Source organism: Paracoccus sp. IB05, assembly GCF_016405985.1.
Taxonomy (GTDB): Bacteria; Pseudomonadota; Alphaproteobacteria; order Rhodobacterales; family Rhodobacteraceae; genus Pseudogemmobacter.
Window position 1 is genome coordinate 55,086 of sequence record NZ_JAEFCF010000020.1, and the last position, 21,924, is coordinate 77,009.

22 protein-coding genes are annotated in these 21,924 nt (G+C 63.6%); 8 read left to right on the forward strand and 14 right to left on the reverse strand.

The window, feature by feature from the left end:
* Window positions 1–594 (forward strand): hypothetical protein, encoded by a 594-nt coding sequence (locus JC607_RS14075; RefSeq protein ID WP_198837557.1) that lies wholly within the window; start codon window positions 1–3, stop codon window positions 592–594.
* A 106-nt stretch (window positions 595–700) separates the two neighbouring features.
* Here the strand turns inward: JC607_RS14075 and JC607_RS14080 are convergent, their stop codons facing one another.
* Window positions 701–1,960: an aspartate kinase gene (locus JC607_RS14080; RefSeq protein ID WP_198837558.1), complete on the reverse strand. Its 1,260-nt coding sequence runs from the start codon at window positions 1,958–1,960 to the stop codon at window positions 701–703.
* A gap of 273 nt (window positions 1,961–2,233) precedes the next feature.
* Between JC607_RS14080 and JC607_RS14085 the strand changes: the two genes are divergently transcribed.
* Together JC607_RS14085 and JC607_RS14090 are read left to right on the forward strand one after the other, a co-directional pair.
* Entirely contained in the window at window positions 2,234–3,130 is an 897-nt protein-coding gene (locus JC607_RS14085; protein WP_198837559.1) for an S-methyl-5'-thioadenosine phosphorylase, read from the forward strand.
* 32 nt (window positions 3,131–3,162) lie between these two features.
* Window positions 3,163–3,696, forward strand: coding sequence for an adenine phosphoribosyltransferase (locus tag JC607_RS14090; protein ID WP_198837560.1), 534 nt, complete (start codon window positions 3,163–3,165; stop codon window positions 3,694–3,696).
* 17 nt (window positions 3,697–3,713) lie between these two features.
* On the opposite strand, the gene JC607_RS14095 is transcribed toward JC607_RS14090, so the two are convergent.
* The 10 genes from JC607_RS14095 to coxB all read right to left on the reverse strand — a co-directional run bounded on the left by JC607_RS14095 (window position 3,714) and on the right by coxB (window position 13,197).
* Window positions 3,714–5,126: an FAD-binding oxidoreductase gene (locus JC607_RS14095; protein WP_198837561.1), complete on the reverse strand. Its 1,413-nt coding sequence runs from the start codon at window positions 5,124–5,126 to the stop codon at window positions 3,714–3,716.
* Window positions 5,127–5,248: 122 nt separating this feature from the next.
* Window positions 5,249–5,839 carry a GNAT family N-acetyltransferase gene (locus JC607_RS14100; protein WP_198837562.1) on the reverse strand — a complete coding sequence of 197 codons (591 nt, stop codon included), beginning with the start codon at window positions 5,837–5,839 and terminating at the stop codon, window positions 5,249–5,251.
* Window positions 5,839–7,098 carry a pitrilysin family protein gene (locus JC607_RS14105; RefSeq protein WP_198837563.1) on the reverse strand — a complete coding sequence of 420 codons (1,260 nt, stop codon included), beginning with the start codon at window positions 7,096–7,098 and terminating at the stop codon, window positions 5,839–5,841. The genes JC607_RS14100 and JC607_RS14105 overlap by 1 nt, the downstream gene beginning before the upstream one ends.
* Window positions 7,099–7,270: 172 nt before the next feature.
* A complete protein-coding gene (thrC, locus tag JC607_RS14110; protein WP_198837564.1) occupies window positions 7,271–8,665 on the reverse strand; it encodes a threonine synthase in 1,395 nt (464 codons plus the stop codon).
* 12 nt (window positions 8,666–8,677) lie between these two features.
* Window positions 8,678–9,343, reverse strand: coding sequence for an SURF1 family protein (locus tag JC607_RS14115; RefSeq protein ID WP_198837565.1), 666 nt, complete (start codon window positions 9,341–9,343; stop codon window positions 8,678–8,680).
* 84 nt (window positions 9,344–9,427) lie between these two features.
* Window positions 9,428–10,294, reverse strand: a complete 867-nt coding sequence (locus JC607_RS14120) for a cytochrome c oxidase subunit 3 (RefSeq protein WP_198837566.1) — start codon at window positions 10,292–10,294, stop codon at window positions 9,428–9,430.
* A 96-nt stretch (window positions 10,295–10,390) separates the two neighbouring features.
* Window positions 10,391–10,999 carry a cytochrome c oxidase assembly protein gene (locus tag JC607_RS14125; RefSeq protein WP_198837567.1) on the reverse strand — a complete coding sequence of 203 codons (609 nt, stop codon included), beginning with the start codon at window positions 10,997–10,999 and terminating at the stop codon, window positions 10,391–10,393.
* The gene (locus tag JC607_RS14130; RefSeq protein ID WP_198837568.1) at window positions 10,996–11,208 is read right to left on the reverse strand and encodes a hypothetical protein; all 213 of its coding nucleotides are present in this window, start codon (window positions 11,206–11,208) and stop codon (window positions 10,996–10,998) included. Before JC607_RS14130 ends, JC607_RS14125 begins: the two co-directional genes overlap by 4 nt.
* A gap of 3 nt (window positions 11,209–11,211) precedes the next feature.
* Window positions 11,212–12,156 carry a heme o synthase gene (cyoE, locus tag JC607_RS14135; protein WP_198837569.1) on the reverse strand — a complete coding sequence of 315 codons (945 nt, stop codon included), beginning with the start codon at window positions 12,154–12,156 and terminating at the stop codon, window positions 11,212–11,214.
* Window positions 12,157–12,237: 81 nt separating this feature from the next.
* A complete protein-coding gene (gene coxB, locus JC607_RS14140) occupies window positions 12,238–13,197 on the reverse strand; it encodes a cytochrome c oxidase subunit II (protein ID WP_198837570.1) in 960 nt (319 codons plus the stop codon).
* A gap of 184 nt (window positions 13,198–13,381) precedes the next feature.
* Here coxB and tldD point away from each other — a divergent pair, with 184 nt between their 5' ends.
* Together tldD and JC607_RS14150 are read left to right on the forward strand one after the other, a co-directional pair.
* Window positions 13,382–14,806: a metalloprotease TldD gene (tldD, locus tag JC607_RS14145; RefSeq protein WP_198837571.1), complete on the forward strand. Its 1,425-nt coding sequence runs from the start codon at window positions 13,382–13,384 to the stop codon at window positions 14,804–14,806.
* Between the two features lie 188 nt (window positions 14,807–14,994).
* Entirely contained in the window at window positions 14,995–15,435 is a 441-nt protein-coding gene (locus tag JC607_RS14150) for a hypothetical protein (RefSeq protein ID WP_198837572.1), read from the forward strand.
* Window positions 15,436–15,450: 15 nt separating this feature from the next.
* Here the strand turns inward: JC607_RS14150 and murD are convergent, their stop codons facing one another.
* Window positions 15,451–16,863, reverse strand: a complete 1,413-nt coding sequence (gene murD, locus JC607_RS14155; protein ID WP_198837573.1) for a UDP-N-acetylmuramoyl-L-alanine--D-glutamate ligase — start codon at window positions 16,861–16,863, stop codon at window positions 15,451–15,453.
* A gap of 209 nt (window positions 16,864–17,072) precedes the next feature.
* On the opposite strand from murD, the gene JC607_RS14160 reads away from it, so the two are divergent.
* From JC607_RS14160 to JC607_RS14170, 3 genes are all read left to right on the forward strand, one after another.
* Window positions 17,073–17,669, forward strand: a complete 597-nt coding sequence (locus tag JC607_RS14160) for an OmpW family protein (RefSeq protein WP_198837574.1) — start codon at window positions 17,073–17,075, stop codon at window positions 17,667–17,669.
* Window positions 17,670–17,782: 113 nt separating this feature from the next.
* Window positions 17,783–18,406 carry a YdeI family protein gene (locus tag JC607_RS14165; protein ID WP_233092907.1) on the forward strand — a complete coding sequence of 208 codons (624 nt, stop codon included), beginning with the start codon at window positions 17,783–17,785 and terminating at the stop codon, window positions 18,404–18,406.
* Window positions 18,407–18,589: 183 nt separating this feature from the next.
* Window positions 18,590–19,072 carry a hypothetical protein gene (locus JC607_RS14170; protein WP_198837575.1) on the forward strand — a complete coding sequence of 161 codons (483 nt, stop codon included), beginning with the start codon at window positions 18,590–18,592 and terminating at the stop codon, window positions 19,070–19,072.
* Window positions 19,073–19,315: 243 nt separating this feature from the next.
* On the opposite strand, the gene mraY is transcribed toward JC607_RS14170, so the two are convergent.
* Together mraY and murF are read right to left on the reverse strand one after the other, a co-directional pair.
* Window positions 19,316–20,398 (reverse strand): phospho-N-acetylmuramoyl-pentapeptide-transferase, encoded by a 1,083-nt coding sequence (mraY, locus tag JC607_RS14175; RefSeq protein WP_092896180.1) that lies wholly within the window; start codon window positions 20,396–20,398, stop codon window positions 19,316–19,318.
* Window positions 20,399–21,841: a UDP-N-acetylmuramoyl-tripeptide--D-alanyl-D-alanine ligase gene (murF, locus tag JC607_RS14180; RefSeq protein ID WP_198837576.1), complete on the reverse strand. Its 1,443-nt coding sequence runs from the start codon at window positions 21,839–21,841 to the stop codon at window positions 20,399–20,401. It abuts the gene before it with no gap.
* Between the last annotated feature and the right edge of the window lie 83 nt (window positions 21,842–21,924).

The window sequence follows — 21,924 nt, forward strand, 5'->3', positions numbered from 1 at the left end:
GTGTCACAACAGGAAGCGCGTGCTACTGCTGCGATAGTCCCTGTTTCCAAGAAGCGCAGAAAGTTCGCTTACCTGCTACTTGCCTTCACCCTTGCACCTTTTGTGGCGTTCTTGGCTTATCTGGCTGCCGCAGTTTCAGGCTCAGTTGCAGAGTATGAGATACTGGCGGAAGGCTGGCGGGTAAGCTCCCGTTGGCTTGCCTGCGGTTTGGCGTTTGTGGTGACCTCGATCTGGTTTCTCCTGATTGTGGCGCAGACGCCCTATCGTACTGGAATCAAATCTTATTTTAAGATGACCGGTTGCGCCGCATTTGGATTTCTTATGTTGCTCGCTTTTTGGGGCGTTACCCTTACGTCCGCTCTTCCACGATTGGCTGCTATATGGGCGGAGCCTGGCATCCGGACGGCAACTGTCGAAGGTTTCGCCCGTTATAGCTTCAAAGGCCCGCATCTCGTGATGCGAACAAGCGCGACCGATGTCGATTTCTATGAAAAAGCAATCGAAGGAAAGAGGCTTCCTGAGATTGGAGATGTCGTCACGCTCTCAGGCAGGGAAACCGCGTTCGGTTTCCTGTTTGATTATGAGCTTGATTGACACTGCTCAACGGCCGCTCCGTCCCGCATAGCAGCCAATGAGAGCTAAGCCTCGTAAATAAAAAACGCCCCGCAGTGGCGGGGCGTTTCAGGGTAGGAGACCGGGATCAGGCCTTTTCCAGCTCGAAAGCGTCGTGCAGCGCCTGAACGGCCAGCTCCAGATATTTGCGGTCGATCAGCACCGAGATCTTGATTTCGGAGGTCGCGATGACCTTGATATTGATCCCTTCCGCCGCCAGCGCCCTGAAGGTGCGTGCGGCAACCCCGGCATGGCTGCGCATGCCGATCCCCACGACCGAGACCTTGGCCACGTCGGTGTCGATGATCAGCTCGTCATAGGCGATCTCGCCGCGTGCCTTCGCCTCTTCCATCGCCTTTTTGGCGCGCTCGACCTGGTTGATCGGGCAGGAGAAGGTCATATCGGTGACGGCACCGCTATGGCGCTCATCATAATCCTTTTCCGAGATATTCTGCACGATCATGTCCACATTGACCCCGGCCTCGGCCAAAGGGCCAAAGATCGCCTGGGCGACGCCCGGACGGTCTTCGATGGTGAACAGCGTGATCTTGGCCTCTTCACGCGAGAAGGCGACGCCGCTTACGACTTTCGATTCCATGATTTCCTCCTCGTCACAGACCAGGGTCCCTGAGTTCTCGTCGGTATCCTCGAACGAGGACAGCACGCGCAGGCGCACCTTATAACGCATCGCCAGCTCGACCGAACGGGTCTGCAGAACTTTCGCGCCCAGCGATGCCAGTTCCAGCATTTCCTCAAAAGCGATCTTATCGAGCTTTCTGGCTTTCGAGCTTACACGCGGATCGGTCGTGTAGACCCCGTCGACATCAGTATAGATATCGCACCGCTCGGCGCCAAAAGCGGCGGCGAAGGCCACTGCGGTCGTGTCCGAGCCGCCGCGGCCCAAAGTGGTGATACGGCCTTCGGGCGAGATCCCCTGGAAGCCCGCCACCACCGCGACCCTGAAGCCCTCCGCGAATTTTGCATCGAGATTGTCGCGCGGGATCGACACAAACCGCGCCGCGCTATGGGCCGATGTGGTGTTGATCGGCACCTGCCAGCCCTGCCAGGAGCGCGCAGGCACCCCCATCTCCTGCAGGCGCAGTGCCATCAGCCCGGCGGTGACATTCTCGCCTGATGCCACGACCGCATCATATTCGCGCGCGTCATAAAGTTTCGAAGTGCCCTCAACCCAGCCGACCAGCTCATTGGTCTTGCCGGACATCGCGCTGACAATGACGATCACGTCATAGCCGCGCTCGACCTCTTTTTGCACCTTCTTCGCGGCATTCGCGATACGGTCGATATCGGCGACGGATGTGCCCCCGAATTTCATTACCAGAAGCGGCATCTGCACCCCCCCGAGGCCCTTTTGGGGCTCTGCACACAGGCGGGCTCTCAGTCACCCGCCAAAATCGCCGGTTTCCTATAGCCCGGGCGCGCAAGGCGCAAGGGGCTGGCCGCATTTCCCGATGGGAATCGTCGGATGCCTCCGGCGGGAGTATTTCTTTCAAGAGGAAGTTGATTTTCCCCTGACCCAAATACTCAAATCCCTGACCCGCGATCTCTTGCCGCAATGCGGCAGGAGCGCTAGCTTCTGGCCGGCATCAGGAAGGACAAAGATATGCAGGGCATCACCGGGCAAACCACAACCGGTCACACGATGATCGGCGTCATCGGCGGCTCGGGTGTCTATCAGATCGACGGGCTCGAGGGCGCCGCATGGGTCACGGTGGCGACGCCCTGGGGGGCACCGTCGGATGAGATCCTGGTCGGGCGGCTCGGCGGGCTGCCGGTTGCCTTCCTGCCCCGGCACGGGCGCGGCCATGTCCACAGCCCGTCTTCGGTGCCATACCGTGCCAATATCGATGCGCTGAAGCGGATCGGCTGCACCGATATTCTCGCGGTCTCGGCGGTGGGATCGCTGCGCGAGGACCGCGCACCGGGGGAGTTTGTGCTGGTGGATCAGTTCATCGACCGCACCTTCGCCCGCGAAAAAAGCTTTTTCGGCGAGGGGCTGGTGGCTCATGTCGGCTTTGCCCATCCGACCTGTGCGCGGCTGGGCGATGCAGTGGCGGAAGCGGCATTTTCTGCGGGGGTCACGCTCCATCGCGGTGCGACTTATATCGCGATGGAAGGGCCGCAATTCTCAACCCTGGCCGAGAGCCGGCTTTACCGGCAATGGGGCGCCGATGTGATCGGCATGACCGCGATGCCCGAAGCCAAGCTCGCGCGCGAGGCAGAGCTTTGTTATACGAGCCTCGCCATGGTGACCGATTACGATTGCTGGCATCCCGACCATGATGCGGTGGATGTGGCGGCGGTGATCGCGACGCTGACCGGCAATGCAGCCAAAGCGCGCGGGGTCGTGGCGGCATTGCCGGCGGCTCTTGGCGCCAGCCGGGTGCCCTGCCCCTGTGGCTGTGACCAGGCGCTTCAGACCGCGCTGATGACGGCACCTGCGAAACGGGACCCGAAGCTGGTGGCAAAGCTTGACGCGGTCGCGGGCCGCCTGTTGTAAGCTGGTCGCCTGCTGTAACCGGAAGACCCCAGATGCAAAAAACCGTCCGCGACTATATCCGCACCATCGTCGATTTCCCGCATGAGGGGATCCTGTTTCGCGATGTGACCACGCTCTTCGCCGATCCGCGCGGCTTTCGCATATGTGTCGATCAGTTGCTCGCGCCCTGGGCCGGGATGCGGATCGACAAGGTGGTGGGGCTGGAAGCGCGCGGCTTCATCCTCGGTGGCGCGGTGGCGCATCAGCTTTCGACCGGTTTTGTCCCGGTGCGCAAGAAGGGCAAGCTGCCAGGCCAGACCATAAGTCAGGCCTATCAGCTGGAATATGGCGAGGCGGTGGTCGAGATCCATGAGGATGCGCTTTTCGCCGGAGAGCGGGTGCTGCTGGTCGATGACCTGCTGGCCACCGGCGGCACGGCGGCGGCCGGGATTTCGCTGATCGAACGGCTCGGCGCCGAGGTGATCGGCTGCGCTTTCGTGGTCGATCTGCCCGATCTGGGCGGGCGCAAAAAACTTGAGGCGCTCGGGATGGATGTCCGTTGCCTTTGCGCCTTTGAGGGTCTGTGACGCGCGCCGACGCGAGCTCAGAGCGGCAGCACCACACCCGGATTGAGGATGCCTTTCGGATCAAGCGCCGTCTTGATCCGGCGCATCGCCGCCAGCCGGCCGGGATCGCCGTAGCGCTGCAAATCCCCCGTTTTCAGTCGCCCGATGCCATGTTCGGCCGATATGCTGCCCCCGGCGGCGTCAACCATCTGATGCACCAGATCCGACAGCGCCGGCGCCAGCGCCGCATAGTCACTGCGGCTGCGCCCTTTGGCGGGAAACAGGTTGAAATGCAGATTGCCATCGCCGAGATGGCCAAAGCAATTGATCCTTACATCCGCCATTGCGGTCAGACGGGCGCCGGCCTCCCGGATGAAATCCGGGATCGCTCCGGGCGGCAGCGAGACGTCATGGCTGGAAATCGAGCCCAGACGGCGATTGGCATCGGGAATGGTCTCGCGCAGGGCCCAGAGATGGTCGGCCTGGGCCCCGGACGTCGCGATCACGCCATCGAGCACAAGTCCGAGTTCGGCGCCCTGTTCGTACAGACCCGCCATCGCGGCCTCGGCGTCAATGGCGCCGGGCAGGCCCAGCTCGATCAGCACCAGCCAGTCAGGCAGCGGATCGAAGGGGGCGCGCAGATCAAACCCGGTCTCGGCGAGGAAATCGAACCCTGCGCGTGAGATCAGTTCGAACCCTGATACCAGCCCGCCCAGCTCAGCCTCGGAAAGCCGGAGCAGCGCCTGCGCCGCTTCGGGGGAGGACACCGCCAGCATGGCGACCACGCGCTTTTTAGGGGCCGGGAAGAGGCGCAGACTGGCGGCGGTGATCACGGCAAGACTGCCCTCGGAGCCGACGATCAGATCCCGCAGGTCGTAGCCGGTATTGTCCTTCCGAAGCCGCCTGAGCCCGGAAATCACTTCCCCACTGGCCAGCACCGCCTCGATCCCAAGGCACAGCTCGCGGGCGGTGCCATAGCGCAGCACCTGGGTGCCGCCGGCATTGGTCGCAAGATTGCCGCCGATCGTGGCCGTCCCTTCGGAGGCCAGTGAGAGCGGGAAGAGCCGTCCGGCGGCGCGGGCTGCTTCCTGAACGGCGGCGAGCGTCATCCCGGCCTCGACCGTGATGCTGTTCTCATCCGGCCAAAGACCGCGCAGCCCCGTCATCGCCTCAAGGGAGAGAATGAGCGGCACGGGCCCCTCGGGCATGACCTGGCCCGAGACCAGCCCGGTGCCGCCGCCCCAGGGCAGAACGGGCACCGAAGCCGCATTGCAGACGGCAAGGATCTGCGAGACTTCCTCGCGGCTTTTCGGAATCGCAAGAGGCCCGGGCCGGCCCAGCCATTTGCCGCGCGGCTCGGTCAGATGCCGCGGCTCTGCCGCAACCAGCCGCCCCTCGGGCAAATGCGACCTGAGCCGCCCGATAAAAGCCTCATCCGCCGGATTGAGCAAAACCCCGTCTCCTCTTCTCTCCGGCGCACGCGTCGCGCACCCGATTTCTGTACAGAAATCGGGCCGGAGTTTTTGAAAAACTCCGGCACCGCGTCATGCCGGCGGCCCGGTACCCGCCTGTCTCAGGCTGGCCCCACATCTGTCCTTCCGCGTCGGTCCGCGCGCAGAGAGGCATAAAGCACATGGTTGCGCCAGCGTCCGTTGATCTGGAGATAGGCCTGCGCCACGCCCTCATATTTGAAGCCGGTCTTCTCCAGCACGCCGCGTGAGGCCAGGTTCTCCGGCAGGCAGGCTGCCTCGATCCGGCTCAGATCCATCCGGGTAAAGGCATGATGCACAACGCCCAGGATCGCCTCCCGCATCAGGCCCTGGCGCGCATAGGCTTCGCCCACCCAATAGCCCAGCGTCCCGGTCTGCGCCGGTCCCCGGCGGATATTGTCGAGCGTGATCGAGCCGACGATGCGCTGATCCTCGCGCCGCAGCATCACCAGCGGCAGCGCACTCCCCTGCGCCTCAGCGCGCCGCGCCCAGTAAACCCTGCCCGAGAAACTGCGCCGCGACAGATGCTGATCTGACCAGACCGGCTCCCAGGGTTTCAGAAACCCCTCGCTTTCAGCGCGCAGCGCGCTCCATTGCCGCCAGTCATCATGGATCGGCAGGCGCAGCGTCATCCTCTCGGTCTCGATCCTGACCCTGCGCGCCAGGCCAAGCATTATGCCCGCATCCCTGCCATCATATCCGCAAGCGAGGGCGCGCGGGAAATCGGTCCGTAAACCGCCACCGCCGCCTGCCCTTGCAAGACGCGCGCGCCCTGCGTCCGCACCGCCTCAAGGCTGACCGTGCCGATCTTCGCAACCGCCTCGTCAAGGTCTGGCACCCGGTCCCAGATGGCAAGCAGCCGGGCATTGCGCTCGGCGCGCGAGGACGGGCTTTCCAGCCCCATCACCAGCCCCGCCGTCAGTTGCGCCTTTGCCCGCGCGACCTCTGCCTCCGACATATCCTCTGCCGAACGCCTCAGTTCCAGGACGGTCAGCTCGGCCAGTTCCCCGATCTCAGCCGCCGAAGTGCCGGCGTAAATGGTGACATGGCCGGTATCCTCATAGGCGGCCGGCTGTGCATGGATCGAATAGCAAAGCCCGCGCTCCTCACGGATCTTCTGGAACAGGCGCGAAGACATGCCGCCGCCTATCGCCGTGGTCCAGACCTGCGAGGCCCAGACCTCGGGATCGCGAAAGCCCGGCGCCTCGAGGTTGAGCGCGAAATGCGCCTGTTCGAGATCTTTTTCTTCCCGTCGCTCGCCGGCGGTGAACCGGGCAGGCTCGGGCATGTCAGAGCCGACCGCGGCAAGCCCGCCGAACAGGGCCTCGGCCCGGTGCAGGATCTCAGCATGGCTGATGCCGCCCGCCGCCGAGAGGATCATCCGGTCGGGCCCGTAATGACGCGCGACAAAGCCAAGAAAATCCTCGCGCCCGAAGGCCGAGACCCGCTCTTCCGGCCCCAGAATGGTGCGCCCGAAAGCCTGGCCGGGATAGCTGACCTCATGCAGCCAGTCGAAAATGACATCATCGGGCGTATCATTGGACTGGCCGATCTCCTGCAGGATCACATGGCGCTCGGTCTCGATATCATCCGTGTTGAACAGCGGATTGAGGACGATATCCGCGATCACCTCCAACGCGCGCGGCACGTCTTCCGACAGGCAGCGCGCGTAATAGGCGGTCATCTCGCGCGAGGTATAGGCATTGATATAGCCGCCGACATCTTCGATCTCCTCGGCGATCCGCAGCGCCGAGCGCGAGGGCGTGCCTTTAAAGGCCATATGCTCCAGAAAATGCGCAACCCCGTTCTGGGCCGCCGTCTCATGGCGCCCCCCGGCACCAACCCAGATCCCGACCGAGGCCGATTTCAACCCGGGCATGGATTCGGTCACAATGCGAAATCCGTTGGAAAGCGTATGGATCTGGACGGTCAAGGCTGGTTCCGTTCACAAGCGGGACAATCCGGGCGTCTTACACCCGGGGCAAGCGTGAGAAAAGGGGGCGCTGCCCCCGTCTGCCTTACGGCAGCCTCCCCCGGAGTATTTTCATCAAGAGGAAATGCCGGCTTCCTCTTGACTTAAATACTCCCGCCGGAGGCATCCGCATTCAGCCAAGCCTTGAGCGGATCAGGGTTTTGAGCGCCTCAAGGTCATTCGGAACCCGGGTCACGCGCTCGGGCCGGTCAAAGAGATCTGCCATGCGCGGCGGCAGGCCCGGGCGGATGCCGGTGGCCTTTGCCACCGCATCGGGGAACTTCGCGGGATGCGCGGTTGCGAGCGTCACCATCGGCACCTCCGGGTGGAGGTGCTGCTGCGCCGTTCCGACGCTTACACCGACCGCGGAATGCGGGCAGAGGAGCTCTCCGGTCTGCGCAAGCGTGGTCGCGATGGTCTCATAGGTCCGCGCCTCGTCCACCGCGCCGCTGTCATAGACATTGCTCAGCGCCGTCATCGCGTTTTGCGACAGGGAAAAACCGCCATTCGTGGACAGCTCTGCCATCAGTTCCCGGATCGCAGCACCATCCCTGCCATGCGCCCAGAACAGTGCGCGTTCGAAATTCGACGAGACCTCGATATCCATCGACGGGCTGATCGTCGGCACCACGCCATGTTTGGTATAGGCGCCGGTCTCCATGCAGCGATGCAGGATGTCGTTTTCATTGGTGGCGATCACCAGCCGTTTGATCGGCAGTCCCATTTCGCGCGCGATAAAGCCCGCGAAGACATCGCCGAAATTACCGGTCGGCACGGTGAAGCTGATCTCGCGATCCGGGCTGCCAAGTGCCAGGGCCGCGTGGAAATAATAGACCACCTGCGCCAGCACCCGCGCCCAGTTGATCGAATTCACCCCCGCCAGACGCACCCCGTCGCGGAAGTCGAAATCGTTGAACATATCCTTCAGCCGGGCCTGGCAATCGTCGAAATCGCCCTCGACCGCCAGGGCATGGACATTGGCCTCAGACGGCGTCGTCATCTGGCGGCGCTGCACTTCCGAGACGCGGCCATGCGGGAAGAGGATGAAGACATCGACATTCTTCAACCCCCGGAAGGCCTCGATCGCGGCGGAGCCGGTATCACCCGAGGTCGCACCGACGATCGTGATGCGCTCTCCCGTCTTGGCCAGCGCCGCCTGCATCATCTGGCCGATGATCTGCATGGCGAAATCTTTGAACGCCAGCGTCGGGCCGTGGAACAGTTCCATCAGGAAATGGTTGGGCCCAAGCTGTACCAGCGGTGCGCGGGCATTATGGCCGAAACCGGCATAGGCTTTGGCCAGCAGGGCGCGGAATTCATCATCCGCGAAGAAATCGCCGATGAACGGCTTCATCACCCGGAAGGCGAGATCCTCGTAGGAAAGGCCGCGCAGGGACGCGATGCCTTCGCGGGTGAAATGCGGCACCGTCTCCGGCACATAGAGGCCGCCATCGCGGGCGAGGCCCGTCATCATCGCTTCGCCGAAACCGAGAACCGGCGCCTGGCCGCGTGTCGAGATATATCGCATGAGTTCCGCCCTTCAGACCTTGCGCGCCCTGATACGCCAGAGCCAGTAGAGTGTCATCCCCGCCCAGACAAGGGCCAGACCGAACCAGGTCACCGCATAACCGAGATGGTCATTGCGGAACGCCGCTGTTGCGGGCTGCGCGGTGACACCGTCGCCGGTATCCGCGCTTGCGATCACCATGACCTTTTCGGTCCCGAGATAGGCCGCCATCGCCTCGACATCACGGCCAAACCAGAGATTGGCCGCTGTATCGGGCGCGGGCGTCGAGGAGGTCATGTCATCGGGCCAGTTCAGATTGCCGGTGATACTGGCCGCGTGGCCGGGGCGCAGGGTATTGCGCGCGGTTTCCGGCACATAGCCGCGGTCGATCATGATCCGCCGTCCGTCTTCGGTCACAAAGGCGGTGATGATGCGGTAGCCCGGCCCCTGATCGCGGGTCGAGGTCAGGACATGCGCCTCATCCTGGGTGAAGCTGCCTGCAACGGTGACGGGGCGGTAGCGGTCGCGCGCGGGGTCAGGCTGCGGCGGCAGCGCCACCGGGGCCTCGGCCATCATCGTGGCCGCCTCGGCGATCATCGCCTCCTTCCAGTCCAGCCGCTCCAGCTGCCAGAGCCCAAGCCGGACAAGCACCCCGGTGCCGAGAACGCCGATCACCAGCGCGAAAAGGATCTGCCGCATCGGGGCCTCCTGTTGGTCTTCGGGAACGGAAAACGCGGGCTCCGTTCCGGGAGCCCGCGCCAGGATCAGTCACAATGGCGGGGCTTACTGGCCCCAGACATAGATCACGAAGAAGAGGAAGAGCCAGACCACGTCGACGAAGTGCCAGTACCAGGCCGCAGCCTCAAAGCCGACATGGTTCGCCTGGGTGAAATGGCCGTTCACCGCGCGCATCAGGCAGACGAAGAGGAAGATCGTCCCCATGATCACGTGGAAGCCGTGGAAGCCGGTCGCCATGTAGAAGGCGCCACCATAGACCGAGGGCGCGCCTTCGGCGTTATTGGCGAAACCAAAGGCGGCATGGCTGTATTCATAGGCTTGCAGGAAGGTGAAGAGCACCCCAAGCGCGACCCCGATGATCAACCCGTTGATCATGTCCTTGCGGTTGTTTTCATGCGCCAGGGCATGGTGGGCCCAGGTGACTGCACAGCCCGACAGGAGCAGGATCAGCGTATTCATGAAGGGCAGATGCCAGGGATCAAAGGTCTCGATGCCGGCAGGCGGCCAGGTGCCGTCGACCCAGGGGTAGCCTTCGGTCAGCGGATAGAGCTTGATCTTGAAGAAGGCCCAGAACCAGGCCGAGAAGAACATCACTTCGGACATGATGAAAAGGATCATGCCATAGCGCAGGCCGATGCGGACGACCGGGGTATGGTCGCCGGTCTGGCCCTCATTGGTCATCGCCGAGAACCAGCCGAACATGCAGTAAAGCACCATCGCAAGGCCGATCAGGAAAATCCAGGGCTGATGCCCGGCGGATTGCTCGATCCAGGTGCCCGAAGGCGAGGTGTCGATCCTCTCACCCTGCCAGAGCACACCGCCGAACAGCATGATGAAGGCGCCGACCGCAAGCGCGAAAGGCCAGATCGACGGTGGCAGAATATGGTAGTCGTGGTTCTTTGCGTGGGCCATGGCCGGTATCCGTTCCCTCGTATCCTTTAACAGGCGTCTTCTTTCAGTTTCGTAAATTCGGCCCGCCATCCGGGCGCGCCGCCTCTCACTTCTGTCTCAATTGGCCGAGACGGGCATTGCCGTCTCGGTCGCCGCCGGGCTGACCTCTGACGCCGCATAGCCGTCTGGCACGGGCGTCGTATGGAACGTATAGCTCAGCGTAATTTCTTTCAGCACCTTGCCTTCGGGATCATCCATGATCGACGGATCGACATAGAAGCTCACCGGCATCATCACCCGCTCGCCGGGTTTCAGCACCTGCTGTTCAAAGCAGAAGCAATGCACTTTGACGAAATAGCCGCCCGCCGCATAGGGGGCGACATTATAGCTCGCAGTCCCGGCGGTGACGGTGTCGAGCGGGTTATAGGCCTCGTAAAAGGCCAGCGCATTCTCGCCGATCTTCACCTTCATCTCGGTCAGCTCGGGGCGGAATTCCCAGGGCATGCCCGAGGCGCGCGAGGCGTCAAAGCGGATGGTGATCTCACGGTCGATCATTGCGGAGGAGGGTTCAGGTGCCACAAGCACCGTGCCGCCGAAACCGGTGACCCGGCAGAACCAGTCGTAAAGCGGCACCGCCGCGAAAGAGAGGCCCAGCATCACCGGCACCACCCCCGCAAGGATCAGGCCGGTTTTCTTATGCTGACGTCCAGGCTGAGGACCGCTCATGGTGTTGCCTCCTCTGCCGGTGCTGCGGCGGCCCCCGCCGCGCGCTCCGCGACCGGCACATGGTCAAAGCCCTGCACCGGCTCGCCGCGCTGGATTTTCACCATGGTCAGAACGAAGACCAGGACGACAAAGGCCAGAAGCAGCCCCGCCACGCCGACATTGCGGCCAAAGCGGCGCTTGTGAAGTTCATGTGTGGGTTGCAGCGCCATGTCTCACCAGCCTCCGAGACCATAGGGGCGCAAAGCCGCCTCGGCCAAGAATGCACCGAAATGCAGGAAAAGATAAAGAATCGAGAAGGCGAAGAAGCGCTTCTCGACGCGGTAGCCATCGGCCTCGGCCGTGACCTCGTCACGACGCCAGATCATCACGGCGCCCATCAGGAAGATCGCGTTCAGGATCAGCGCCACCGCCAGCGTCAGGGGGCCGCCAATCGGCGTCATCGCGGCCCAGAGCGGCACGGGGGTCAGAAGAAGCGTATAGATGATGATATGGGCACGGGTCGATTTCTTGCCGTGGGTCACGGTCAGCATCGGCACTTTGGCCTTGGAATAGTCGCTGTTGATGAACAGCGCCAGCGCCCAGAAATGCGGCGGCGTCCACATGAAGATCAGCGCGAACATCAGCACGGCCTCAAGCCCGACCGAGCCCGTCGCCGCCACCCAGCCGATCATCGGAGGGAAGGCCCCCGCCGCGCCGCCGATCACGATATTCTGCGGCGTCCAGCGTTTCAGCCACATCGTATAGATGACGGCGTAGAAGAAAATCGTGAAGGCCAGCAGCCCCGCCGCCAGCCAGTTGGTCGCAAGCCCCAGCATCAGCACCGAAAGCACCGACATCGACAGCCCGATCCCGAGCGCCTCGCCCGGCTCGACCCGGCCCGAGGGGACAGGGCGCGACTGCGTGCGCCGCATCACTGCGTCGATATCGGCATCCCACCACATATTCAGCGCGCCCGAGGCTCCGGCGCCAAGTGCGATGAAGAGAATGGCCGAAAAGGCCTCGACCGGGTGCAGATGCACCGGCGCGACCAGCAGCCCGACCAGCGCGGTAAAGACCACCAGCGACATCACGCGCGGCTTCAGCAGCTGCACGTAATCGCCGAAACTGCCCTCACCAGGCGCGCGGTCTGCACGCTCATATGAGCCGGTATCGCTCATTCCATTCCACCTTCACCTTGCGCAAAGAGGCCGTGGCTGTCGCCCGGCCCCTGCCCTGGGGTTCATTCTGCCGCAGATGTCTCAGTTCGACGCGAGCGAAACCGAGGCATCCGCTGCCGGCGTATTGGCCAGCACGACTTCGCCCGTCGCGGCCGCTTCTTTCGCCCAGGCGTCATAGGCCTGCTGCGAGACAACCTTGACCGTGATCGGCATATAGGCGTGGTCCTTGCCGCACAGTTCCGAACACTGACCAAAGAAGATGCCTTCGCGGTCGGCTTCAAACCATGCCAGCGCGATACGGCCCGGGACAGCATCCTGTTTCACCGCGAAAGCCGGGATGGTCCAGGAGTGGATCACGTCCGAGCCGGTGATTTGCAGCAGGATCTTTTTGTTCACCGGCACCACCATCGCGGTATCGGTCGCCAAAAGAAACTGGTCCTTGGTATAGCCTGCGCGCTCCAGCCCTTCGATGGCATCGGCGGTCAGGGTGCCATTGCCGACCAGCTTGCGCCCGTCTTCCAGCGTCTGATCCCAGGCATTGCCACCGATCATGAAGCTGCCAAAGGCAAGGGCCGAGCCGCTTTCATCCAGGATCTGCGGATATTCGTAGCTCCAGTTCCACTGGTTGCCGGTGATCTTGATGACCACATCGCCTTCCGGGAAGGTCTGCTGTTTCTTCAGCGCCGGCATCGAATAGACGCCGATCACGATCAGGATGATGATCGGGACCAGGGTCCATGCGATTTCCAGCGGCGTGTTATGGGTGAATTTGCGCGGCACCGGATTCGACCGGCTGTTGAAGCGCAGGATCACCACCAGCAAAAGCGCCACCACGAAGATGGTCACGACCGTGATGATCCACAGAACCATATCGTCGAGGAAGTGCTTGTCATGCGCCAGCTCGGTCGCGGCGGTCTGGAAATTCACCCCCCGGTCGACAGGCTGTCCAATGATTTCAAGGGTCTGTGCCATGGCCGACCCGGAGGCCAGTGCCGCAAAACCTGCAAGGGCAGCGCCCTTCAGAGTGGTGATCACACGCATGTCTCGTCCCGCTTCTGGGTGCGGCCTGTTGCCGCTGCCTTGAGGAAACCCTGCCCCTCCTGTCACGAAGCGGTGAGGAATCCCATTGTTTCCGCTGTCGTTCAAACCATATTGGGCGCAGGACGACAAGAGAAACCATGATGTCGCAGCCCGGCCTGGTTGACCTGAATCAAGGACATACCCAATGAGCACCGCCCCTTTCCGCCCTTTCGAGGAAAAACTCGACGAGTCTGCCGCGCTTGGCCTGTTGCGGGAGGCCACTGCCGGCGCCGATGATGGCGAGTTGTTTCTTGAGCGCCGGCGGGGCGAGAGCCTCGTTCTGGATGATGGCCGCATCCGCAATGCCAGCTATGATGCAAGCGAGGGGTTCGGCCTGCGCGCTGTGCGGGGCGAAGTCGCGGGCTATGCCCATTCGACGGAAATCTCGGAACAGGCGCTCAGGCGCGCAGTGGGCACGGCGCGGCTGGCGGTGGGCGATGGCGGCGGTGTGCTGGCCCCCCCTCCCCCGGGCACCAATCACCATCTCTACCGGGCGGTTGACCCGCTGGAGGATACGTCTTTCGCCGGCAAGATCGACATCCTGAAAGAGATCGACGCTTTCGCGCGCGACCAGGACCCGCGTGTGGTCCAGGTCTCTGCCTCGCTTTCCGCGAGCCTCCAGGAGGTCGAGATCCTGCGCCCCGAAGGGTTGCGGCTGTCAGACATCCGCCCGATGGCGCGGCTCAATGTCTCGGTGATCTTAGAGGAAAACGGTCGGCGCGAGAGCGGTTCTTCGGGCGGGGGGGGCCGGCATGGTCTGGCAGAATTGCTGGCGCCCGCAAACTGGAAAGCGGCCATCACCGAGGCGATCCGCATCGCCCGGGTGAACCTGACCGCGGTGCCGGCGCCGGCAGGGATGATGGATGTGGTGCTGGGCCCGGGCTGGCCGGGGATCCTCCTCCATGAGGCGATCGGCCATGGGCTTGAGGGCGATTTCAATCGCAAACAGACCTCGGCCTTTGCGGGGCTGATGGGCAGGCAGATCGCGTCCAAAGGGGTGACCGTGCTTGATGACGGTACGCTCCCGGACCGGCGCGGCTCGCTGACCTTCGATGATGAGGGCACGCCCTCGGGTAAAAACGTGCTGATCGAGGATGGGGTGCTGGTCGGCTATATGCAGGACCGTCAGAACGCGCGGCTGATGGGCGTGGCGCCCACCGGCAACGGGCGGCGCGAAAGCTATGCCCATATCCCTATGCCGCGCATGACCAATACCTATATGCTTTCGGGACAGGATGACCCGGCGGCGGTGCTCGCGGATCTGAAAGACGGGATCTGGGCGGTGGGGTTCGGCGGCGGCCAGGTCGATATCACCTCCGGCAAATTCGTGTTTTCCTGCACCGAGGCCTACCGGGTCAGGAATGGCCAGGTCGGTGAGGCGATCCGGGGCGCCACGCTGATCGGTGACGGGGCGACCGCGCTGAAGGGCATCCGCGCCATCGGCAATGATCTGCAGCTTGACCCCGGCATCGGCAATTGCGGCAAAGCCGGGCAATGGGTGCCGGTGGGTGTGGGCCAGCCGACGCTGATGATCGGCGGGCTGACAATCGGAGGCCAGAAGGCGGGCTGAAGCGGCGACAGGATCATGCGGCGACGGCACCATGGCGCGACAGGCCATCAGCGCCTGTCGTAAAACCCGGCCTGACATCGCCGGGTCGCTATGTAACTTTGAGGACAGCAGCGCCGCAGGGCGAGCACCACAACCGTGACAGCCGACCCGGCCAGGATACCAGTGACAGTGATTTCGGAGAGCGTAACGTGAGCCTGTTCGTGTCTACCCCGCGCGGCACGCGCCTTATCGGGGCGAAAACGCTGACCCTCACCACGCTGGCCTGGTGCCTGGTGCCATCCCTGATCGGTGGCATCGGCTGGATCCTCATGGATCTGACCGCAGGGCCAGGCACCGGCCAGAGCCTCGGCCAGAACGGCAGCCCAGGCCAGTCCGCGCTCCAGATGCTGTTTTACCTGCTTTTTCTCTCGCCGCTGATCCTGGGTCCGTTCTGGGTGGCCATCGGCATCGGCACGGCGATGTTGTGCAAATACGGCGCTTATGGCTCGCTGAGCGCCGTGATCTGGGGCGCATTCCTTGGCGGCGGCGCGGCGATGACCACGGGCATCCCGACGCTGATCGCAATTGGTGCGATTCTTGCAACCTTTCACCGCTTCACGCTGGCGCTGCTCAGACCGGGCGCGTTCTGAGCAGGGCAAAGCCCCTCAGGGCTGTGCGATCCCCGGCAGCGCCCGCACGATCCGGGTGAAATCCTCGCCGCGTTTCTCGAAATTCGGATATTGGTCGAAACTGGCAGCAGCAGGCGCAAGCAGCACCACCTCGCCCGGCCCGGCCTCTTCCGCCGCCCGGGTCACCGCGCGTTCCATCGTCTCACAGATCTCATGCGGGGTCTGGCCGATCTGCAGCGCGAAATCGCGGGCGGAATGGCCGATCAGATAGGCCTTCACCACCGGGGCAAGATCCGGAGCGAGGCTGGCAATACCGCCATCCTTGCCCATCCCGCCCGCGATCCAGCGGATTTTCGGGAAAGCGCGCAGCGCCATCGCGGCGCTGTCGACATTGGTGGCCTTGGAATCGTTGATGAATTTCACGCCTGCCCGCTCGCCCACCAGCTGGCTGCGATGGGGAAGGCCCGCGAAAGAGTGCAAAGCCCCCTCGATCATTTTTGGCGCAAGACCCAGGGTCCGCGCCACCGCCCAGGCCGCACAGGCATTCTGGTGGTTATGCGCGCCCGGCAGGCCGGAAATGCCGCGCAGATCCACGGACGCCATCTGCCGCCCGCGCCGCCATTCTGCCAGAAAGCCTTTGCGCGCGAAAACCGACCAGGCGAAGCCCTCAAGCTTTTGCCCCGAGGAGATCCGGATCACCCGGTCATCGCCCGGCCCCTGCGCCATCTGCCCGGCGAGGTACTGCCCCTCGACCTCATCGACGCCGATCACCGCGCGATCCGGCCCGCCTTCGGCGAAAAGCCGGCGCTTGGCCGCGAAATAGCCGCCCATGCCGGCATGGCGGTCCAGATGATCGGGCGAGAGATTGGTGAAGACCGCCACATCCGGCGTCAGCGCGCGGGCCAGATCGGTCTGGTAGGAGGAAAGTTCCAGCACCAGCACCTCGCCATCGCGCGGCGGGTCGATCGACAACACGCCCTTGCCGATATTGCCGGCCATCTGGGTCGGGCGGCCCGCGACTTCGAGAATATGGTGGATCAGCGCCGTGGTGGTCGATTTCCCGTTCGAGCCGGTGACACAGACAACTTTGGGGACCTGGTCGAATTCATCCCATTCCTCGCCGCCCCAGGACTGGAAGAAGAGGCCGATATCATTGTCGACCGGCACGCCAAGTTCCAGCGCGCGGGCGATGATCGGGTTCGGCTTCGGATAGAGATGCGGGATCCCGGGCGAGGTCACGAGGCAGGCCACGCCTTCCAGCGCCATATTGCGGGTCAGATCGGTGAGGGCAAAGCCCTCGGCCTCGGCAAGCCCGCGCGATTCGGGGCTGTCATCCCATAGCAGCGCTTCGGCGCCACCCGCGATCAGGGCCCGGGCCGTGGCAAGGCCAGACCGCCCCAGCCCCAGAACCGCAACCTTCTGCCCCTGATAGCCACGTACCGCAATCATCTCTGCCGCCTGCCATTTCTGCCCCGCACCTGTCGCCGGAGGGGGTCATTTTCCGCCTCCGACAATGCGCCAGCGGCTCGGCAGGCGCAAGATGGCCACCAGCTGAGCCAATCTGTCGCAGCCCCGGGAGCCGCCGTTTTGACCTGCGTCAATGCCCCGTCCCTGTTGCGCATTATTCCTGCGGGTGTTGAAAACAGAAAGTAACGGGTATGAAACATCTCTCCGCCGCGCTTCTCGCCGCGCTCGTCACCGCCGCCCCTGCCCTGGCGCAGGAGGCCGGCACCCTCACCCTCGGCTTCGGGATCGGAACCGTCGCGCCAAAGGACAATAACGGCGCACTGGCCGGGATGGAGTCGAGCATCGGCAAGAACACCCGCCCGATCCTGACGCTGGAATATTTCGTCCGCGACAATATCGGGATCGAGCTGCTGGCCGCCGCGCCCTTCAGACATGATATCAGCCTTGCCGGGCTGGGCGAGATCGGGTCGACCAAGCAGCTGCCGCCGACCCTCAGCGTCAACTGGCATATCCCGACCACCAGCAGATTCACGCCCTTTGTCGGGCTCGGGGTGAATTACACCAAATTCTTTGAAGAGAAATCCACACTCGGCACGCTGAAGATCAAAGAAAGCTTCGGCCTCGCCGCGACCCTTGGTGTGGATTATGCGATCAGCGACAAGGCGGCTTTGCGCGCCGATATCCGCTATATCGATATCGACAGCGATGTGCTGCTGAATGGCACGAAAATTGGCAAAGCCGCGATCGATCCGCTGGTCGCCAGCGTCTCCTATGTGATGAAATTCTGATTTCCCCCCCTCGGCGGGAACAGAAGCGGAAGGGGCGGCAGTTTTGCCGCCCTTTTTGCATTGCGGGGCGGGATCTGCCAGGCTGGCCACGCCAGCCGCAGGAGGCAAGCCCGATGATGATCTCTGAGATCGAGGATTATTTCACCCATGGCTGCGGGCGCTGCCCGCGGTTTTCGACACCGGACTGTTCAACCCGCCTCTGGGCGGCAGGGCTGGCAGAGCTGCGGCGGATCTGTCGGGCCGCCGGGCTGGCGGAAGTCGTGAAATGGGGCCATCCCTGCTATCTCCATGCCGGCCGCAATATCGCGATCATCGGCGCGCTCAGGGGCGATTTCCGGCTGAGCTTCTTCAACGCCGCGCTGATGAAAGACCCCGATGGCGTGCTTGAACGCCAGGGCCCGCATACGAAACACCCCGATATGATCCGCTTCACCGAGAATAGCCGGGTGACCGCGCTGGAGCCGGTGATCCGCGCATATCTGCGCGAGGCGATGGATTATGCAAAAGCCGGTCTGCGGCCGGCCCGTGAGGTCAGCGAGATTGCATTGCCGGACGAACTGATCGAGGCGCTCGACGCCGATCCGGACCTGGCCGAGGCCTTCCACGCGCTGACCCCGGGGCGGCAGAAAAGCTACGCCTTCAACCTCAGCGGCGCAAAGACCTCTGCAACGAGGATCGCACGGATCGGGAAATTCCGCCCGAAGATCCTTGCCGGCAAAGGCGCGCTGGATCGCTGAGATCCTGCCGCGCCGTCCTGCTGCCGGAGAGCCGCCGCCCCGCCCGCCAGGATCAGGCAGGGTCGGGTCATCTCACCGCGCCTCTGAAAGGAACCAGAGCGATACCGGACGATAGGGAATTCAACCCTTGCATGATCCGAACGCCAATGTCAGGCATCCTTCCGACCATAGGGGAGATGAATAATGTTCAGAAATATTACACTTGCCGGCTTCGCGCTGATGATGTCCCTCGCTCCGGGCCAGGCCGCAGAAGTCGTTGGCGAGGCAGGCGGCTGGGAGATCTACCGCGACGCGAATATGGGCGGCGGCTGCTATATGACCTCCGCGTTCGAGGACGGATCGGTCGTTCAGGTCGGCTTTGATCTCAAAGAAGATGCAGCCTTCATGGCGGTGTTCAACAGCGACTGGACCGATATTACGGATGGCAAGGCCTATCCGATGACCATCGATCTGGATGGCCAGGAATGGGAGGCCGATGGCCATGGCGTGAGTGACCATGAGATCGGCGGCATCATCGTGCTGATCGAGAATGAGGAATTTCTTACGGATCTGGCGCTGAAAAACACGCTGAGCCTGTCAAATTCCGAGGGTGAAGTGGCGCTGCTTGACCTCGCGGGAACCCGTGATGCCGTGATCGCCACTGCGGATTGCCTCGGCGCAAACTGATCCCGCTTTTGCAGGGATGCAGCCCCGCGGGTCCGGACAGGACGGCCCCGGGGCGGCAAAAGAGCCGCGGCTTCACCGTCAGGGAAAGCGGCGGCTCTGCCGGATTTCGGGGCCTGGGAAAGATTGCCCTGAGCGCGTTTATGGCGGCCAGAAGGGGCGCGTGACTGATGAGGATGTCAGGGACGAATGTCTCGCCCTGACCTTCGCTGAGGGCCAGCCTTCGGTGAGGGCCGGAGCCCGGCCTCAGCGCACTTTCAGCGTCGCCAGCCCGATCATCGCGAGGATCAGCGAGATGATCCAGAAGCGGATCACGATCTGCGGCTCGGCCCAGCCCTTTTTCTCGAAATGGTGGTGGATCGGCGCCATCAGGAAGATCCGCTTTTTGGTGCGCTTGTAATAAAGCACCTGGATGATCACGCTCAGCGCCTCGACCACGAAAAGGCCGCCGACAATGGCCAGCACGATCTCGTGCTTGGTGCATACCGCCATCGCACCCAAAGCGCCGCCAAGCGCGAGCGAGCCGGTATCGCCCATGAAGACCGCCGCGGGCGGCGCGTTATACCACAGGAAGCCAAGCCCGCCGCCGATCAGCGCCGAGGCGAAGATCACCAGTTCCGCTGTGCCCGGCACGGCATGGACACCGAGGTAATTCGCCATGGTCGAGGTGCCGACCACATAAGCGATGACGCCGATGGTGCCGGCCGCGATCATCACCGGCATGATCGCCAGACCGTCCAGACCGTCGGTCAGGTTGACCGCATTGGCAGCGCCGACGATCACGATCATGCCGAAGGGCACGAAGAAGATGCCCAGATTGATCAGCGCATCTTTGAAAAAGGGCATGGCCAGCTGATTGGTCAGCCCTTCGGGGTGGAACCGCGCCGCCGCCCAGGCCGCAAGGCCCGCGATCACGAGGCCCAGGATAAACCGGATGCGCGACGACACGCCCTTGGTGTTCTGTTTGGTGACCTTGGCATAGTCATCCGCGAAACCGATCAGCCCGAAGGCCAGCGTGACCAGCAGCACGATCCAGACATAGGGATTATCAAGCCGCGCCCAGAGGAGCGTCGAAATCGTCAGCGCCGAGAGGATCAGGAGCCCGCCCATCGTCGGCGTTCCGGCTTTCGCGAAATGGCTCTGCGGCCCGTCATCGCGGATCGGCTGCCCCTTCCCTTGCTTCCGGCGCAAGAGGTTGATCAGCGGACGCCCGAAGATGAAGCCGAAGATCAGCGCCGTGCCGAAAGCCATCCCTGCCCGGAAAGTGATATACCGGAACAGATTGAAGAAATCGCCCCCGTCAGAGAGTTCGGTCAGCCAGAAAAGCATTCACTCGGTTCCTTCGGTTTTCATGCGGGCCGTGCCCAGGCGGCGCAGGGCTTCGGCCACAAGACTGACTTTCGATCCTTTGGAGCCTTTGACGAGGAGGATATCGCCCGGATCCATCAGCGCGCGGGCACGGCCCGCAAGTTCGGCTGCCGTTTCCACCCATTCGCCGCGCTGCGCAAGGGGAAGCGCGCGGTGAAGTTCCCGCATGCGCGGCCCGACGCAGTGAATCAGGGTCACGGCCTTCAGCCCCGGGTGATCCGCAACCGCGGCATGGAGCTGCAATTCCTGGGGGCCAAGTTCCAGCATATCGCCGAGAACTGCGATGCGGCGACCGGCGCCAAGCGCGCCGATCCCGTCAACCGGTTTCGTCCGGATCAGCATATCGAGGCTGGCGGCCAGCGAAGCGGGATTCGCGTTGAAACTGTCATCGATCAGATCGAAGAAGGTCTCTTCCACCACGTCCAGCTCGATCCGCTCGCGGGTGCCGCGGCCCGAGGGGGGCTGCCAGCGCCCGAGATCATGCGCGGCCAGCACCGGATCGGCGCCAAGCGCTGCAACCGAGGCCAGCGCACCAAGCGCGTTCATCGCGAAATGCGCGCCGGGCGAGGCGATGCGGAAAAGGCTCATCTGCCCGTCATGGCTGGCGCGGACCACGGTGATCTCATCGCCCGGCCGGACCTCGTCGAGATGCCAGCCGGCGGCCCTGGCACGGCCAAAGCCAAGGATCTGCGCGCCGGCGGCTTCGGCCAGCGCGGTGAGGACCGGCGTGCTGTCGAGGTCCATATTGATCACGGCGGTGCCGCCCGGCTCCAGCCCCTGGAAAATCGTGCCTTTTTCGCGGGCGATCCCTTCGAGAGAGCCGAAGGAGGCCATATGGGCCGGGGCGACAGTGGTGATCAGCGCGACATGCGGTCGGGCAAGGCGCGCAAGCGGCGCGATCTCGCCGGGGTTCGACATGCCGATCTCGATCACGGCGAAATCGCTGTCGGCCGGCATCCGGGCGAGGGTCAGCGGCACGCCCCAGTGGTTGTTATAGCTGGCCTCGGCCGCATGGGTCACGCCCTGGCCTGAAAGCATGGCGCGCAGCATTTCCTTGGTCGAGGTCTTGCCGACCGAGCCGGTGACGCCGATCACCCGGGCTTTCGTGCGGGCGCGGGCGGCGCGCCCGAGGGCTTCGAGGCCCTGAAGGACATCCGCGACGACCAGCAGGGGCGCGTCCGGGCTGACCCCCTCGGGGATATGGGAGACGAGCGCGGCGCTCGCGCCTTTTTCCAGCGCCTGAGCCACGAAATCATGGCCGTCCCGCGCTGCGGCAAGTGCCACGAAGAGATCGCCCGGTTGCAGCGTGCGGGTGTCGATCGAGACACCGGTCGCCGTCCAGGCGCCCGTCGTGCGGCCGCCGGTTGCAGTGACAGCGTCAGAAGAGGTCCAGAGCGGGGTCATCGGTTTGCGTCCTGTGGCTGAGCGCGGCGGGGGGCTGCCTGCCCCCCGGCTCCTGCGGAGCCGCCCCCCGGGGATATTTCCGG

Excerpts from the sequence above, each read along its gene's own strand:
- tldD (WP_198837571.1), top strand. The coding sequence starts at position 13,382 with ATGAGCACCGCCCCTTTCCGCCCTTTCGAGGAAAAACTCGACGAGTCT.
- cyoE (WP_198837569.1), bottom strand. The coding sequence starts at position 12,156 with ATGAGCGATACCGGCTCATATGAGCGTGCAGACCGCGCGCCTGGTGAG.
- JC607_RS14080 (WP_198837558.1), bottom strand. The coding sequence starts at position 1,960 with ATGCCGCTTCTGGTAATGAAATTCGGGGGCACATCCGTCGCCGATATC.
- mraY (WP_092896180.1), bottom strand. The coding sequence starts at position 20,398 with ATGCTTTTCTGGCTGACCGAACTCTCTGACGGGGGCGATTTCTTCAAT.
- murD (WP_198837573.1), bottom strand. The coding sequence starts at position 16,863 with ATGATTGCGGTACGTGGCTATCAGGGGCAGAAGGTTGCGGTTCTGGGG.
- JC607_RS14130 (WP_198837568.1), bottom strand. The coding sequence starts at position 11,208 with ATGGCGCTGCAACCCACACATGAACTTCACAAGCGCCGCTTTGGCCGC.
- JC607_RS14085 (WP_198837559.1), top strand. The coding sequence starts at position 2,234 with ATGCAGGGCATCACCGGGCAAACCACAACCGGTCACACGATGATCGGC.
- JC607_RS14125 (WP_198837567.1), bottom strand. The coding sequence starts at position 10,999 with ATGAGCGGTCCTCAGCCTGGACGTCAGCATAAGAAAACCGGCCTGATC.
- JC607_RS14115 (WP_198837565.1), bottom strand. The coding sequence starts at position 9,343 with ATGCGGCAGATCCTTTTCGCGCTGGTGATCGGCGTTCTCGGCACCGGG.
- JC607_RS14090 (WP_198837560.1), top strand. The coding sequence starts at position 3,163 with ATGCAAAAAACCGTCCGCGACTATATCCGCACCATCGTCGATTTCCCG.
- JC607_RS14120 (WP_198837566.1), bottom strand. The coding sequence starts at position 10,294 with ATGGCCCACGCAAAGAACCACGACTACCATATTCTGCCACCGTCGATC.
- JC607_RS14160 (WP_198837574.1), top strand. The coding sequence starts at position 17,073 with ATGAAACATCTCTCCGCCGCGCTTCTCGCCGCGCTCGTCACCGCCGCC.
- thrC (WP_198837564.1), bottom strand. The coding sequence starts at position 8,665 with ATGCGATATATCTCGACACGCGGCCAGGCGCCGGTTCTCGGTTTCGGC.
- coxB (WP_198837570.1), bottom strand. The coding sequence starts at position 13,197 with ATGCGTGTGATCACCACTCTGAAGGGCGCTGCCCTTGCAGGTTTTGCG.
- JC607_RS14165 (WP_233092907.1), top strand. The coding sequence starts at position 17,783 with ATGATGATCTCTGAGATCGAGGATTATTTCACCCATGGCTGCGGGCGC.
- JC607_RS14100 (WP_198837562.1), bottom strand. The coding sequence starts at position 5,839 with ATGCTTGGCCTGGCGCGCAGGGTCAGGATCGAGACCGAGAGGATGACG.
- murF (WP_198837576.1), bottom strand. The coding sequence starts at position 21,841 with ATGACCCCGCTCTGGACCTCTTCTGACGCTGTCACTGCAACCGGCGGC.
- JC607_RS14170 (WP_198837575.1), top strand. The coding sequence starts at position 18,590 with ATGTTCAGAAATATTACACTTGCCGGCTTCGCGCTGATGATGTCCCTC.